This is a genomic window from Halomonas sp. HK25 (assembly GCF_047795635.1).
In the GTDB taxonomy this organism is placed as follows: Bacteria; Pseudomonadota; Gammaproteobacteria; order Pseudomonadales; family Halomonadaceae; genus Halomonas.
Genome location: NZ_CP181044.1, coordinates 2,518,102 through 2,533,184 on the forward strand (window position 1 = coordinate 2,518,102; position 15,083 = coordinate 2,533,184).

The following is a 15,083-nucleotide window of genomic DNA, read 5'->3' on the forward strand; positions in this document are numbered from 1 at the left end:
TCAGCCTAGGCGCTATCCCCGGGCGCTGCTCGCGCGGGGGCAGGCGGGTCGGGTCCGTCGGCAGAGGACCCGCCCAGCCCCAGCCGGGCGGCGTTGCCCACCACCGATAGCGAACTGGCCACCATGGCCAGCACCGCCACCTGGGGCGGGATCACCATCCAGGCGGCGAGCCCCAGGGCCAGGGCGTTGTAGAGCGCCGAGAGGGCCAGGTTCTGCTGCATCACCCGGCGAGTGGCGCGGGCGATAGCCAGCGCCGTCGGCACGCCGTGCACGCCGGCGCCCAGCAGCTGGATGGCCGCGGCGTCCCGGGCGGCGGCGCTGGCGTCGGCGGTGGCCACCCCCACCGTCGCCGCGGCCAGGGCCGGGGCGTCGTTGATGCCGTCCCCCACGAAGAGCAGCGGCGCCGGCAGCGCCGCCACCAGCTGGCGCTTGGCCTCCGGGGAGCGGGCGCCGAAACAGGCCTCGGGCGCCAGCCCCAGGCGCCCGCCGAGGCGGCGCACCAGCGCCGGGCGGTCGCCGCTGATCAGCGCCAGCACCAGGCCTCGGCGGCGCAACGCCTCAAGCGTGGCCGACGCCGAGGGGTCGGGCTCGTCCTCGAGCCAGAGCGAGCCGAGCCAGGCCCCGTCGCGGGAGAGTGCCACCTCGGTGGCCCAGGGCGGCCCGGCCTCACGCTCGGGCGGCGCCACTAGCTCAGACAAGGACGCGCGCTCGGACAAGGACGCGCCCGGGGATTTCCACCCGGCGATCAGCCAGCCGGGAGCGCCGATCCGCAGGCGCGTGCCGTCGGCCTCGCGCACCTCGCGCCCCCGGCCGGGGTGCTCGGCGATCGCCGTCGGCGCCTGCCCCGGGGCGATCCGCGCCTCGGCGGCGGCGGCGCGGATCGCCAGCCCCAGGGGGTGCTCGCTGCCCCACTCGGCCCGGGCCGCCAGGGCCAGCAGCGCGTCGTCGTTCCCTCCCGGGGCCGGGCGCAGGGCCGCCAGGCGCAGGGTGCCGCGGGTCAGGGTGCCGGTCTTGTCGAAGGCCACGGCGCGGGCCTGGCCGGCGAGTTCCAGGGCCGCCGGGTCGCGAAACACCACGCCGGCATCCAGCGCTCGGGCGGTGCCTGCCAGGCTGGCCATCGGCACCGCCAGCCCCACCGCGCAGGGGCAGGCCACCACCAGCACCGACAGCGCCCGCACCGCGGCCTCCTCCGCGGGCACCCCGGCCAGCAGCAGCGCGGCCAGGGTGACCAGCGCGAGCGCCAGGGCGATGGGGCTGAGCCAGGCGGCGAAGCGGTCCGCCAGGCGGCGCAGCTCGCCCTTGCCCGCCTGCAGGGCCTGCACCTGGCGGTGCAGGCCATCCAGCCGCCGTGCGCCCACTCCGGTGGTCACGCGCAGAGTGACGGGCTCGCCCAGGTTGCGACAGCCCGCCGTGAGAACCGCCCCCCGCGTCAGGGTACGCGGGCGGCTCTCGCCGGTGAGCAGGGCGAGGTCGAGCCGTGCCTCGGGGTCGAGCAGCTCGCCGTCCAGCGCCAGGGTCTCGCCGGTCGCCACGCGGATCCGCTCGCCGGGGACCACCTCGGTCACGGGCACCGTCTGGAGGGATATTTCATGCTCGCCGCTCCCCTCTTCATGCTCGCCGTCCCCCTCGCCCTTATGCTCGCCGGCTCCCTCAACTCGACCCTCCCTCAGCCGACAGACCCACTCGGGCAGCGGGGCCAGCCCTTCCAGGGCGCGCAGCCCGCGATAGCGCGCCAGGGTCTCCCCCCAGCGCCCCGCCAGCAGCAGCACCACCAGCATCACCGCGGTATCGAAGTAGACCTCCGCCGAGCCGCGGCCCAGCAGCCACACGGAGACCATGAGCGCCCCGAGGACGCCCAGCGAGACCAGGGCGTCCATGCCGGGTCGGCCGGCGCGCAGGGTGCGCCAGGCGGCGCGGTAGAAGGGCCAGGCGGCGATCGTCACCACCGGCAGCGCGAAGGCGCCGGAGACCCAGGCCAGCACCCGTTCCAGGCGCGGCTCGGGCAGCGCGCCCGCGTAGATCAACAGCGACGCCAGCATGGTCCACATGCCGAACGCCGCGGCCACCAGCAGCCGCCCCGCCAGGGCTCGGCTCTCGGCGTCCAGGCGGTGGCGGGCATCCGGCGCCGATGCCAGGTCGCACAATCGGTAGCCGAGCCGCCCCACCGCCGCGCCGATTCGCTCAGGTGTCACGGCGTCTGGCGCCCCCTCCACCAGCAGGGTGGCGGAGAGGTAGTCGACCCCCGCCCGGCTCACCCCGGGTAGGCGCCGCAGGCGGTACTCGATGGCCAGGGCGCAGCTGGTGCACCACATGCCCTCCACCGAGCGCAGCAGCTGGGCGTCGCCGCCAGCGGCGGCCCCGGGGGCAGCGCTCCCGGCCAGGGTCGGGGCGTCTCGTTCAGCGGCGAGGGAGGCGGCGTCGCGATGGGCCATGATCCCTCCCCTACAGGCAGGGCGGCATAGCCACGATCGGCAGGCCGACGAAGGCCACCCCCGCCGCCGAATAGAGATGCAGCCCGGCCCCCACCAGGGCGATGAAGCGTGGCCTGCCCACGCTCTCGCGGCCGGCGCGCAGCCCCCGCCAGGCCAGCCAGACGAGCAGCGACAGGGTCGCCAGGGTGAGCAGCCCCAGCCCGGCATTGATGGCGGTGAGCGCGCCCTGCCCCGGTGCCGGCGGCGCCAGCGCGCAGGCCACCGAGAGGCCGGCGTAGAGCGCCACGAAGCACAGGCTCCAGAGGGTGAGCCCGAGCAGCAGCTGGGCGGGGTGGCTCGGCCCCAGCCATCGACGCAGCGACTTCATGGCCCGGCTCCCGTCAGCCGCGGCAGCAGCACGATGGCCGCCGTCAGGATCCAGTAGACGGCCAGCTGGTAGCGCCACAGCAGCGCCACGACACCCGGCTCGAAGGGCAGCCGGGCGCCGACCAGGCCGAGCCCCGCCCGCCAGGCCTGCAGCGCGGCCAGCACGGCGGCCAGTCCACCGTGGGCGAGCAGGTAGGCGAGCCCCACCAGCAGGGTGGCGTCGTGGGCCGTGGCGGTGGGTGCAAGCCCCGCGGCCATGAGCACCCCGACCAGCAGCGCCACGTGCAGCCCGCCCAGCGCGGCGATGCCCGCGAAAGCCAGGGTGAGGCCCGCCTCGCCCCCGCGCCGCAGCGTCGCCACCCGCCGCTCCAGCCACAGGGTGCCCAGGGTCAGGGCCGCCCCGGAGGCCAGCAGCAGCGGCAGCGAGAGCGGCGACTGAGCGGGCATCCGCCACTCGGGCGAGACCGTCCAGAGGTAGAACCAGCCGAACAGCAGCGAGAGGAAGAAGGCGCCGTCGGCGAGCAGCGCGATTCCCATGGTCCAGCGCCCGGGGCCATCGGCGGTGCGCGAGTGCAGCGGCGGGTCCGTGGGCTCGTCATGGCCCAGGGGCGCGGCCCGGGAATGGCCGCCGTTCTCCCAGGACCAGCGCAGCAGCAGCACGCCCGCGCCGGCCAGACCCAGCAGCGCCAGGGGATAGAGGCGCACCAGCAGGCTGACGCAGACCACGGCCAGGCACAGGGCCGCAAAGAGCGGCAGCAGGCTGTTGCCGGGCAGGTGGATCAGCTCGCGCACCCGCCCGGTCAGCGCCTCGCCGCCGAGCAGTTCGCGGCGGCCGTGGGCGGCGCCGGGCCGGGCGTGCTCGCCGCGGGCGATCTCGTCGCCCAGGGTGGGCGTCTCCCACAGCGGATGGCGGCTCTCCACCCGGGGCAGGCTGGCGAAATTGTAGTTGGCCGGCGGCATCGCCAGGCTCCACTCCAGGGTGTCGGCCCCCCAGGGGTTGCGCGGCGCGATGCGCCCGTAGCGGCCGTGGAGCAGGAGATCCGCCAGCACCACGGCGATGCCCGCCGCCATCATGAAGCCGCCCACCGAGGAGATCAGGTTGTAGAGGTCCCAGCCCATGGCGCTGTCGTAGGTGTAGACGCGCCGCGGCATCCCCAGCAGCCCCGTCCAGTGCATGATCAGGAAGGTGAGGTTGAAGCCCAGGAAGGTCAGCCAGAAGCCGAGCCGGCCGAGGCGCTCCGAGGGCAGGCGCCCGGTGACCAGCGGCAGCCAGTAGTAGGCGCCGGCCACCAGCGGGTAGAACATGCCGCCCACCAGCACATAGTGCAGATGGGCCACCACGAAATGGGTGTCGTGGACCTGCCAGTTGAAGGGCACCAGCGCCAGCATCACCCCGGTCAGCCCGCCGCAGACGAAGATCACCAGGAAGCCCGTGATCCACAGCATCGGCAGGGTCATGCGCGGCCGGCCCAGCCACAGGGTCGCCAGCCACACGAACACCTGGATGGCGGTGGGCACCGCCACCAGCATGCTGGCCGCCGAGAAGAAGGCCTGGGCGAGCTGGGGAATGCCCACGGTGAACATGTGGTGGACCCACAGGCCGAAGCTGATGAAACCGGTGATGACGATGGCCGCCACCACCCAGCCGTAGCCGACGATGGGCCGCCCGGCGAACACCGGGATCAGCGTCGAGACGATGCCCGCCGCGGGCAGGAAGATGATGTAGACCTCGGGGTGGCCGAACAGCCAGAAGAGGTGCTGCCAGAGGATGGGGTCGCCGCCGCCGGCCACCGTGAAGAAGGGCATCCCCGCGGCGCGCTCCAGCTCCAGCAGCACGCTGCCCAGGATCAGCGGCGGGAAGCCCACCACGATCATCAGCGCCATGGCCAGGATGTACCAGGCGAACAGCGGCATGCGGTGCAGCGCCATGCCCGGCGCCCGGGTGCGCAGGATCGACACCGTGAGCTCCACCCCGGCGGCCAGCGCCGAGATCTCCACGAAGGTGATGCCCAGCAGCCAGAAGTCGGAGCCCGGCCCGGGCGCATACTCGCTGCTGCTCAGCGGGGTGTACATGAACCAGCCGCTGTCCGGGGCCATCTCCAGCAGCAGGCTGGCGAAGAGGATGATGCCGCCGAACAGGTAGCACCAGTAGCCGAAGGCGGTGAGCCGCGGACAGGCCAGGTCGCGGGCGCCGATCATCTTGGGAATCAGGTAGATCGCCAGCCCCTCCAGCATGGGAATGGCGAACAGGAACATCATCACCGTGCCGTGCATGGTGGTGACCTGGGCGTAGATCTCCGGCGACATGAAGGCCTGGTCGGGCAGCGCCAGCTGGGTGCGAATGAGCATCGCCAGCACCCCGCCGAGCAGGAAGAAGACCAGGCCCGTGACCATGAAACGCAGCCCCAGGGTGCTGTGGTTCACCACGTTGAGCCGGCCGCGCCAGCCGGGCGGATTGCCCCACACGGCTTCCATCTCGCGGTGCAGGCGCTCGGCCTCGGGGGTGGGTCGCATCGTTTCGCTCATGGCACCCGGGTCTCCAGCCAGGCGCCCAGGGCCTCGAGGGCCTCGGGCGCGAGATGGTCATGGGCGGGCATGCGATTGCCCGGCTTGAGGCGCTGGTGCTCGGCCAGCCAGCGGGCGATGGCGCCCTCCTCCATGGCCAGGGTGCCGGCGCCGAGGGTGGCGCGGGCACCGATGTCGGAGAGATCGGGGCCGGTGTCGCCGTCGGAGAGCCCGGCCACCCGATGGCAGCGGGCGCACTGCTCGATGAAGGTGTCGCGGGCCGGGGCGTGGTCGTCGGCCGGAGGCGTTCGAGGCCTGGCTGGCTCGCGCCGCGCCGCCAGCCAGGCCTCGAACGCCTCCGGCGGCACGGCTTCCAGGTGGAGCTGCATATGGGCGTGCTGCACACCGCAGTACTCGGCACACTGGGCGCCGAACACCCCGGGCGTGTCGGCCTGGAGGCGGATGCGATTGATGCGCCCGGGGATCATGTCGATCTTGCCGCCCAGGCGCGGCACCCAGAAGGCGTGGATGACGTCGGCGCCGGTGACGTGGAAGTCCACCGGCTCGCCGACGGGCATCACCAGGTGGTTGGCGGTGACGACCTCGCCCGCCTCGTCCGGGTAGCGCACCTCCCACCACCACTGGTGGCCGGTAACCTCGATCACCCGCGGCGTCTCGCCGCCGGGCAGCGGCAGGGACAGCAGGCGCTGCCCGGCGGGCACCCCGAAGGCGAGCAACACCAGGATGGTCACCCCCGGCAGCAGGATGCCGCCGCCGAGGATCCAGCGCAGGCCCAGGCGGCGTTCCTCATCGGGGCTATGGCGTTGGCCGGGGCCTCGCTCGGGGCGCTCACGCGGGCGGAAGGCGGCCAGCCACAGCGCCACCACCGCCAGGAACACCAGCCCGAAGCCGATCAGCATGCCCCACCACAGCCAGGCCACGTCCCGGGCCGCGGGCCCCGCCGGGTCGAGGATGGAATGGCTGCCGCTGCAGCCGGCCAGCGCCGTGACAAGCACCAGGACAAACAAGGCGGGCAGCGCCGGGGGGCGCGGGTTCGAGTTGACCCGCCGGCCGCGGCGGCCTTCACTGTCGATAACGTGATTCCCCCCAACGCCATCGACAGGGACGCCGCCATGAGTCATCCCCCCCAGCGCTCCATCCACAGCCGCGCCGCCGTCGCCGGCCATCCGCTGCATCCGGTGATGATTCACTTCCCGGTGGCCGCCCTGCTCGGCCTGGTGGCCAGCGACCTGGGTTACCTCTACACCCAGGACCCCTTCTGGGCCCGCGCCTCGCTGTGGCTGGCCGGGGTGGGCGCCATCGGCGGCTGGGTCGCCAGCCTGGCCGGGCTCGTCGACCTGCTGACGGTCCGGCGGATTCGCCGCCTGATCACCGCCTGGAGCCACGCCATGGTGGCGGTGGTGTTGCTGTCGCTGGCCTCGCTGAACTGGCTGTGGCGCTTCCTCGGCGAGGCGCTGCTGCCCTGGGGGCTGGTCCTGAGCCTGGCCACCGCGGCGCTGATCGCCCTGGCCGGCTTTCTGGGCGGGCAGCTGGTCTATGAGCATGCGGTGGGCGTGGACCTCGACGACTGAGGTGTGAGACTTCGGCATTCCCTCTCCTCCCCGGGCCTCAGAGTTCCGGCTTGGCCAGCACCAGGCCGACCACCGCCAGCATGGCGAGCCCTGCCACCCCGCCTGCCACTGCCGCGCCAGCGGCCACCCCGCGCGGCTGACCATGCTCCAGGCGCAGCAGCAGCCAGCCGCACAGCCCGTGGGCCAGCACCATGGCACTCACCGCCAGCAGCTTGAGCACCAGCCAGGGGCCGGCCAGACCGTGCAGCAGGAACAGCAGGGTACCGGAGGCGATGGCGAGCAGCGCGGCGGGACTCGCCAGGCTGTTGTAGAGCAACCGCGGCAGCGGCGGCGCGCCCGGCGAAAAGCCCTCGGGCACCCGCTGCGGCCGAGCCAGCTGGCAGAGCATCGCCGGCAGGTAGAGCAGCAGCCCGCACCAGCTCACCAGGGCGATGATATGGAGAAACTTGATCCAGGGCATGGGCGTCCTTGCAGCGGAGCCGGCCTTCTGGGCCGGCAACCCCTTTACCCTAGTCCAGCGGCGGCCCCACGGCCAAGTTGCGAATCAGCCATCGAGACTACTGGTGGCCTGATAGCTGCCACCCAGGCTGGTTCCTTCTGGTGGGAGCCACGCTCTGCGGGGCGAAAAGGCCGAGACCACAGCATCTCCAAGTAACACCATTGGGCGGCTTCGCCGCCATTCGTCGAAGCGTCGAACCGCGGGAAAGCCCAGCTCCCACCAGTAGTTTCGAGGCTTGAGCACCGGTACGCGCAATGGATCAGCCGAACAGGCCCTGGCTTCTCAGGTAGTCATCGTAGCTGCCGCTGAAGTCGGTGATGCCCGTCTCGCTCATGTCAAGGATGCGGGTCGCCAGGGAGCCGACGAACTCGCGGTCGTGGCTGACGAAGATCAGGGTGCCGGGGTAGTGCTCCAGGGCCAGGTTGAGCGCCTCGATGGACTCCATGTCCAGGTGGTTGGTGGGCTCGTCCATCAGCAGCACGTTGGGCCGGGTGAGGATCAGCTTGCCGAACAGCATGCGCCCCTGTTCGCCGCCGGAGATCACCTTGACCGACTTGCCGATGTCGTCGCTGGAGAAGAGCATGCGCCCCAGGGCGCCGCGGATCACCTGCTCGCCGCCGTCGGTCCACTGGGCCATCCACTCGAACAGGGTGGCGTCATTGGCGAAGTCGTCGGCGTGATCCTGGGCGAAGATGCCCAGATCGGCGCTGTCGGTCCACTTCACGCTGCCGGCCTGTGGCGACAGCTCGCCTCCCAGGGTGCGCAGCAGGGTGGTCTTGCCGATGCCGTTGGGGCCGATGATGGCGATGCGCTCGCCGGCCTCAACGGTCATGCCGAAGCGTTCGAACAGCGGCGCCTCGCCGGGGTAGCCCTGGGTCAGCCCTTCCACGTTGACCGCGTTGCGATGGATCTTGCGCGCCTGCTCGAAGCGGATGAAGGGGCTGACCCGGCTCGAGGGCTTGATCTCCTCGAGCTTGATCTTGTCGATCTGGCGCGCCCGGGAGGTGGCCTGCTTGGCCTTGGAGGCGTTGGCCGAGAAGCGGCTGACGAAGGCCTGCAGATCGGCGATCTGCGCCTTCTTCTTGGCATTGTCGGCGTGCTGGCGCTCGCGGGCGGCGGTGGCCGCGGTCATGTAGTCGTCGTAGTTGCCCGGGAACAGCTTGATCTCGCCGTAGTCCAGGTCCGCCATATGGGTGCAGACGCTGTTGAGGAAGTGGCGGTCGTGAGAAATGATGATCATGGTGCTGTTGCGCGCCTTCAGCATCCCCTCCAGCCAGCGGATGGTGTTGATGTCCAGGTGGTTGGTGGGCTCGTCGAGCAGCAGCACGTCGGGGTCGGCGAACAGTGCCTGGGCGAGCAGCACGCGCAGCTTCCAGCCCGGGGCCACCTCGCTCATGGGGCCGGTGTGCTGCTCGAGGGGGATACCGAGCCCCAGCAGCAGTTCACCGGCCCGGGCCTCGGCGGTATAGCCGTCGAGCTCGGCGAAGCGCACCTCCAGGTCGGCCACCGCCATGCCGTCTGCCTCGCTCATCTCGGGCAGCGAGTAGATGCGCTCGCGCTCGGCGGCCACCTGGGAAAGCTCGGCATTGCCCATGATCACGGTGTCGATGACCCGCTCATTCTCGTAGGCGAACTGATCCTGGCGCAGCTTGCCGAGCCGGGCGCCGGACTCGACCATCACCTGGCCCCCGGAGGGCTCCAGGTCGCCGCCGAGGATCTTCATGAAGGTGGACTTGCCGCAGCCGTTGGCGCCGATCAGGCCGTAGCGGTGGCCATTGCCGAACTTGATGGAGACGTTCTCGAACAGGGGCTTGGCCCCGAACTGCATGGTGATGTTGGCGGTGGAGATCAAGGATAGGGTCCGGTCGGTGCATGGAGGGGGCAGAATTGTACCGGTTATGGGCGCACTTCACACCGCCCTCTGAGCCAGGGCGCTTTCAGCTTGGCGTGACGCTCAGGTGAGGCTGTTGTGACTGGTGGGAGATCGGCTCCGTCGACGGTTCGACGCTTCGACGGTTCGACGCTTCGACGAATGGCGCCGTAGGCGCCCCGGCGGCGTAGGCGCCCCGGCGGCGTTGCTGGCGTTGGCGCATACCGCACAGGAGCCCTTCGGTCTCCATTCGCCGGGCGGAGCCCAGCTCCCACCATATTCGCCGGGCAGAGCCCAGCTCCCACAGTGAGTATTCAGCCTCAGCTGGGCACCTCGCCTCTTCTGCGAACAGCCTGAGCCAGGCCCCACAACGACAGCGGCCCCGGCAGGGTTAGCCGCCGGGGCCGCGTTAGGCGCCTCGCAGAGGCCGCTCAGTCGTGGCGGTCGACGTTGAAGATGCTCTGCAGCTTGCGCTTCTTGCCGTAGATATGCACCGTGGTGGCGTCGAAGGGGAAACGCTCCAGGTAGGGGCTGTCCGAGTTGAAGCGCGGCTTGTGGGCGTTGATCATCGCCGCCGCCAGGCGCTCCCGGTTGGCGCTGCCGCACAGGCCCACCGCATACCAGATCTCCTCGCCGGGCGGCGGGAAGGCGTGCCACTTGTCGCGGTGTCCGTCATTCTGCAGACCGAAGCGGGCGCCGCGGTGCTCGCCCACGTAGAGCAACTCCTGGACGTCCATCTCCTCGGTCTCGGGGTCCTTCGCCGCACGAAACACGCAGTAGATGCCGGAGTCCTCCGGTACCTCCTTGAGCGTCTCCTCGGTCCAGTAGCCAAGCATCTTGGGGGACAGGATCTGTTCGGTCATGGTGACCTCCTCAGTAGTCTTCGAGTCGCTGCATATCGCGGGCGATGCGCCGCACTTCGGCCTCGTGGCCCGCCGACAGGGCCTCGAAGAAGGCCTTCTCGTCGCTGCTGCCGGCCAGTTCGGCCCGGTGGGCATAGAGGTCCTGGAGGGTGCGATGCGCCGTGAGGGCAGTGGACAGCACGCTCTGCACGGTATCGCAGTCGATGCAGCCGGGCAGGCGTTCGAGCACCGGTGGATGGGGAAAGTCGGCCGGATCATCGAACCAGGCCTCCAGCACCTTGCTGTGGTCGCTGCCGTCGTCGAGGTAGCCGGTGAGGTCATTCTGCTGCTTGCGCTCGCGCTCGGCCAGATAATCGAGCGCCATGCGCACCCGTTCGTCCACATCACCGCCCCCGGCCAGGGCGGCGAACTGCTCGGCGAGCCGCCGATGATAGCCGGCGGCCCAGTCGACCAGCTCCTTCACCTGATGAAATCGCATGGCGCATCCTCCTCGTTGTTGTCGTCATCGCGGCCGCTGTGCCGCCCTGCTCTGTCTTCATCCTAGCCAAGGGCGGGACGGCGTGCTTGACGTGTATCAACGAGAGGCGATGAAAGGCGCTGGCATCAGGGCTGATGGCCGCGCTAGCGCAACAGGGAGGCGTCGATGGGCACGAAATCGCTGGCCGCGCGCACCAGGGCGTCGGCGGTGAGGGAGGCCACCCCGACGACGGTCACCCGGACCCCGAAGCGCTCGCGCAGGCGGTCCACCAGCAGGTCGAAGTCGCCGTCGCCGGAGACCAGCACCACATGATCGGCGAGCGGCCCCGCCTCGATGGCGTCCAGGGCGATGCCGACGTCCCAGTCGCCCTTGGCGGAGCCGTCGCGGCGCTGGATGAAGGGCTTGAGCTTCACCGTAAAGCCGATGCCGCGCAGGATGGTCTGGAACTGGCGCTGGCGAGGGTCGCCCCGATCCACCGCGTAGGCGTTGGCCACCACCACCTCACGGCCGGCCGCGAAGCGCGCCCAGAAGGCGTGGTAGTCGAAGTGCCGCCCGAAGGCATCCCGGGTGGTGTAGTAGACGTTCTGGACGTCGACGAAGATGGCGACACGCTCCACTCGCCCTACCACTCCTGGCTGGTTTCGCGCAGGGCGGCGAGCTCGGCCTTGGCCTCGGCGAGGCACCAGCGCAGCTCTTCGCCCAGCGCCGCGCCGCTGCCCACGGCGATCAGCCCGGCGGCGGCGCCGCTGGTACGCCGCGCCGCGCCCTCACTGGCATGCAGCGCCTCGAGCCGGGTGACCAGCCAGGCGAGCCAGCTGTCGGGCTGGGCGGCCAGCTCGCGCAGGCGGTGCAGCTCGGCGATGCCGGCGCCATCGGCGCCCAGCAGCTCGCGCCACTCATGGCGCTCGAGCCGAGCATGGAAGGTCACCTCGCGAAGCAGCGACTGCAGCGCCAGCTCGAAAAGCGCCAGGGCGCCCTCCTCCGCCGCCATGCGCCGCGCGTCGGCGTGCTCATCGCTGCCGCTCGGTGTCTCGAGCAGTAGCTCGGCCTGGTAGAGCAGCTGGTTGGTGCGGGATCGCGGGGTCACTTGCGCTTGTCCTCCACCTGCCATTTTCGACCGTCGAAGGTGGCCTTCCAGCCGGTGGCCTTGCCCTCCTCGTCGGTCATCACGAACTGCTCCTTGGCCTTGCGCGAGAAGCGGATCTGGGCCGGGCGGCCATCCGGGTCCTCGCTGGGGGCGTCGAGCAGGTAGTGGTACTTCTCGGGGAGCGCCTCGGCGTGGGCCTTGAGCTCCTTGACCAGCGGCGGACGGGTCTCGCGGTTCTTGGGGAACTTGCTGGCCGCCAGGAAGAGGCCACTGGCCCCGTCGCGCAGCACGTAGTGGTCATCGACCTTCTGGCACTCGAGCTCCGGCATGTCGATCGGGTCCATCTTGGGCGGCGCCACCTCGCCGCTGCGCAGCAGCTTGCGGGTGTTCTTGCACTCGCTGTTGGTGCAGCCGAAGTACTTGCCGAAGCGACCGGACTTGAGCTGCATCTCGCTGCCGCACTTGTCGCACTCGATGGTCGGGCCGTCATAGCCCTTGATGCGGAACTTGCCCTGTTCGATCTCGTAGCCGTCGCAGTCCGGGCTGTTGCCGCAGATGTGCAGCTTGCGGGTCTCGTCGATCAGGTAGCTGTCCATGGCGGTGCCACACTTCGAACAGCGATGCTTGGCGCGCAGGGCGTCGGTCTCGGCCTCCTCGTCGGCGTCGGCGGCCACCGCCTCCTGACCGGGCAGCAGGTCGATGGTGGTCTTGCAGCGCTCCTTGGGCGGCAGGTTGTAGCCGGAGCAGCCCAGGAAGACCCCGGTGGAGGCGGTGCGGATCTGCATCTTGCGCCCGCAGCTGGGGCAGTCGATGTCGGTGGGCACCGGCTGGTTGGGGCGCATGCCCGTCTCGCTCTCGGCCTCCTCGAGTTCCTTCTTGAACTCGGCGTAGAAGGCGTCGAGCAGCGCGCGCCAGTTGCGCTCGCCCTCGGCCACTTCGTCGAGACCGTCTTCCATGCGCGCCGTGAAGGAGAAGTCCATCAGGTCGGGGAAGGACTCCTTGAGGCGCTCGGTGACGATGTCGCCGAGCTTCTCGGCATAGAAGCGCCGGTTCTCGAGCTTGACGTAGCCGCGATCCTGGATGGTGGAGATGATCGCCGCATAGGTGGAGGGCCGGCCGATGCCGCGCTTCTCCAGTTCCTTGACCAGGCTCGCCTCGGTGTAGCGGGCCGGCGGCTTGGTGAAGTGCTGCAGCGGGTCCAGGGAAGCCAGGGTCATGGGGGTACCCTCGGCGAGATCCGGCAGCGACTGGTCCTCGTTCTTGCCGGCCGGCTTCATGACGCGGGTGTAGCCGTCGAACTTGAGCACGCGGCCCTTGGCCTTGAGCTCGAAGCCGTCGACGTCCACGGTCAGGGTGCTGGAGAGGTACTGAGCCGGGGTCATCTGGCAGGCCACGAATTGACGCCAGATCAGCTCGTAGAGGCGCTCGGCGTCGCGCTCCATCCCGGCCAGGTCCGTGGCGCGGCGGCCCACCTCGGAGGGACGGATCGCCTCGTGGGCCTCCTGGGCGCCCTCCTTGCTGGAGTAGCGATTGGGCGCCTCGGGCAGGTAGCGCGGGCCGAATTCCTCGCCGATGAACTCGCGCACGCTCTCCACCGCGTCCTTGGAGAGGTTGGTGGAGTCGGTCCGCATGTAGGTGATGTAGCCCGCCTCATAGAGGCGCTGGGCCAGGGTCATGGTCTTCTTCACCGAGTAGCCCAGCCGGCCGCTGGCGGCCTGCTGCAGCGTCGAGGTGATGAAGGGGGCATTGGGCTTGGAGCTGGTCGGCTTGTCTTCCCGAGAGGTGATGGCAAGCGACGCCTTGCGCAGCGCGGCGATGCGCTCCAGGGTCTCGGCCTCGGAGGTGGGCCGGAACGCCTTGCCGTCCTGGCGCACCAGCTCGAAGCGGACCGGCTCGCCATCCGAGTCATCGGACTGCGGGACCAGGTCGGCGTGGACGTCCCAGAACTCCTCCGGCACGAAGGCACGAATCTCGCGCTCGCGCTCGACGATCAGACGCATGGCCACCGACTGCACCCGCCCCGCCGAGAGGCCCCGGGCGACCTTGGCCCACAGCAGCGGCGAGAGCATGAAGCCGACCACGCGATCCAGGAAGCGCCGCGCCTGCTGGGCCTCGACCCGCGGAATGTTCAGGGTGCCGGGATCCTGGAAGGCCTCCTGGATGGCATTCTTGGTGATCTCGTTGAAGACCACGCGCTTGTAGCGCGCGTCGTCGCCGCCGATGGTCTCGCGAAGGTGCCAGGCGATGGCTTCCCCCTCGCGGTCGAGATCGGTGGCGAGGTAGACGGTATCCGCCTTCTGGGCCAGCTTCTGGAGTTCGGCGACCACCTTCTCCTTGCCCGGCAGGATCTCGTACTGGGCCTCCCAGCCATGCTCGGGGTCGATGCCCATGCGCCGGATCAGCTGCTCCCGGGACTTGCGCTTCTTGTACTCGACCTTGTCGTCCGGCGACATCTTGCGGGTCAACGCAGCCTGACGTGCGCGCTCCTTGGGATCCGAGGCCGCCTTGCCCGAGCCGCTGGTCGGCAGGTCGCGGATATGACCCACGCTCGACTTCACGATGAAGTCGTTGCCGAGATACTTGTTGATCGTCTTGGCCTTGGCCGGCGACTCGACGATGACCAGTGACTTTCCCATAGTGCTCCACTGAAAGTGCACGGCGTGGACCTCGAGTCCTCGCCTGACAATGCCATACCGCCCTGATACGGCGGGCGAAAAATGCGCCTACCCTAACCCAGCGCCCCGCATCGCGCCAGTGGGCGCCAACCCCCGGCGCCTACTGACCCTAGACCGCACTCTTGCGAGAGAGCAAGCCTGCCGTCAATGCTGCCGTCAAAGACAGCGCCCCTGCCACGGAGGTGGCAGGGGCGCTGTAAGGGGGCGCGCCGAGTCTGAATCAGCGCTTGTTGCCACCCGGCTTGCGACGGGTCGACGACGTCCGGCGACGCGAAGCGGCCGGCTTGGCGGCGGACTCGTCGGCCTTGGCGGCGGGCTCGTCGGCCTTGGCGGCGGGCTCGGCCTTGGCGGCGGGTTCGTCGGCCTTGGCAGCGGGCTCGGCCTTGGCGGCGGGCTCGTCGGCCTTGGCGGCGGGCTCGTCGACCTTGGCGACGGGCTCGTCGGCCTTGGCGGCGGGCTCGTCGACCTTGGCGACGGGCTCGTCGACCTTGGCGGCAGGCTCGGCCTTGGCGGCGGGCTCGTCGACCTTGGCGACGGGCTCGTCGACCTTGGCGGCAGGCTCGTCGACCTTGGCGGCAGGCTCGTCGACCTTGGCGGCAGGCTCGTCGGCAGGCTTGACCGGCTGAGACTCCATCAGATCTTCCACGCTGCTGAAGGCGAGGCGCTGGGCCTCGGCCTGGCTGCCGATCCAGGCCTGGGCCTCGGCCCGCGACTCG

General features: G+C 70.5%; 13 protein-coding genes. 2 read left to right on the forward strand and 11 right to left on the reverse strand.

What is annotated here, in order from left to right:
* Positions 1 to 5: 5 nt before the first annotated feature.
* Genes ACM26W_RS12050 through coxB form a run of 4 tightly spaced genes read right to left on the reverse strand, consistent with a single transcriptional unit; the run spans position 6 to position 6,445 of the window.
* Positions 6 to 2,432 carry a heavy metal translocating P-type ATPase gene (locus ACM26W_RS12050; protein WP_416137236.1) on the reverse strand — a complete coding sequence of 809 codons (2,427 nt, stop codon included), beginning with the start codon at positions 2,430 to 2,432 and terminating at the stop codon, positions 6 to 8.
* Between the two features lie 10 nt (positions 2,433 to 2,442).
* Positions 2,443 to 2,799, reverse strand: a complete 357-nt coding sequence (locus ACM26W_RS12055) for a hypothetical protein (RefSeq protein WP_416137237.1) — start codon at positions 2,797 to 2,799, stop codon at positions 2,443 to 2,445.
* The gene (ctaD, locus tag ACM26W_RS12060) at positions 2,796 to 5,324 is read right to left on the reverse strand and encodes a cytochrome c oxidase subunit I (protein WP_416137238.1); all 2,529 of its coding nucleotides are present in this window, start codon (positions 5,322 to 5,324) and stop codon (positions 2,796 to 2,798) included. Before ctaD ends, ACM26W_RS12055 begins: the two co-directional genes overlap by 4 nt.
* Entirely contained in the window at positions 5,321 to 6,445 is a 1,125-nt protein-coding gene (gene coxB / locus ACM26W_RS12065) for a cytochrome c oxidase subunit II (protein WP_416137239.1), read from the reverse strand. Before coxB ends, ctaD begins: the two co-directional genes overlap by 4 nt.
* Here coxB and ACM26W_RS12070 point away from each other — a divergent pair.
* Positions 6,437 to 6,895, forward strand: coding sequence for a DUF2231 domain-containing protein (locus tag ACM26W_RS12070; RefSeq protein WP_416137240.1), 459 nt, complete (start codon positions 6,437 to 6,439; stop codon positions 6,893 to 6,895). The genes coxB and ACM26W_RS12070 overlap by 9 nt on opposite strands.
* A gap of 37 nt (positions 6,896 to 6,932) precedes the next feature.
* Here the strand turns inward: ACM26W_RS12070 and ACM26W_RS12075 are convergent, their stop codons facing one another.
* From ACM26W_RS12075 to topA, 7 genes are all read right to left on the reverse strand, one after another.
* Positions 6,933 to 7,355, reverse strand: a complete 423-nt coding sequence (locus tag ACM26W_RS12075; RefSeq protein WP_416137241.1) for a CopD family protein — start codon at positions 7,353 to 7,355, stop codon at positions 6,933 to 6,935.
* Positions 7,356 to 7,653: 298 nt separating this feature from the next.
* Positions 7,654 to 9,246, reverse strand: coding sequence for an ABC-F family ATPase (locus tag ACM26W_RS12080; RefSeq protein WP_416137242.1), 1,593 nt, complete (start codon positions 9,244 to 9,246; stop codon positions 7,654 to 7,656).
* Positions 9,247 to 9,695: 449 nt separating this feature from the next.
* Positions 9,696 to 10,127, reverse strand: a complete 432-nt coding sequence (locus ACM26W_RS12085; RefSeq protein ID WP_416137243.1) for a hypothetical protein — start codon at positions 10,125 to 10,127, stop codon at positions 9,696 to 9,698.
* 10 nt (positions 10,128 to 10,137) lie between these two features.
* A complete protein-coding gene (locus ACM26W_RS12090) occupies positions 10,138 to 10,605 on the reverse strand; it encodes a 2-hydroxyacyl-CoA dehydratase (RefSeq protein WP_416137244.1) in 468 nt (155 codons plus the stop codon).
* 143 nt (positions 10,606 to 10,748) lie between these two features.
* A complete protein-coding gene (locus tag ACM26W_RS12095) occupies positions 10,749 to 11,222 on the reverse strand; it encodes an NYN domain-containing protein (RefSeq protein WP_416137245.1) in 474 nt (157 codons plus the stop codon).
* 5 nt (positions 11,223 to 11,227) lie between these two features.
* Positions 11,228 to 11,692: a DUF6586 family protein gene (locus ACM26W_RS12100; protein ID WP_416137246.1), complete on the reverse strand. Its 465-nt coding sequence runs from the start codon at positions 11,690 to 11,692 to the stop codon at positions 11,228 to 11,230.
* A complete protein-coding gene (gene topA / locus ACM26W_RS12105; RefSeq protein WP_416137247.1) occupies positions 11,689 to 14,328 on the reverse strand; it encodes a type I DNA topoisomerase in 2,640 nt (879 codons plus the stop codon). Before topA ends, ACM26W_RS12100 begins: the two co-directional genes overlap by 4 nt.
* 485 nt (positions 14,329 to 14,813) lie before the next feature.
* On the opposite strand from topA, the gene ACM26W_RS12110 reads away from it, so the two are divergent.
* Complete coding sequence (locus ACM26W_RS12110; protein WP_416140876.1) at positions 14,814 to 14,993, forward strand: hypothetical protein; 180 nt, start codon at positions 14,814 to 14,816, stop codon at positions 14,991 to 14,993.
* Positions 14,994 to 15,083 lie beyond the last annotated feature (90 nt).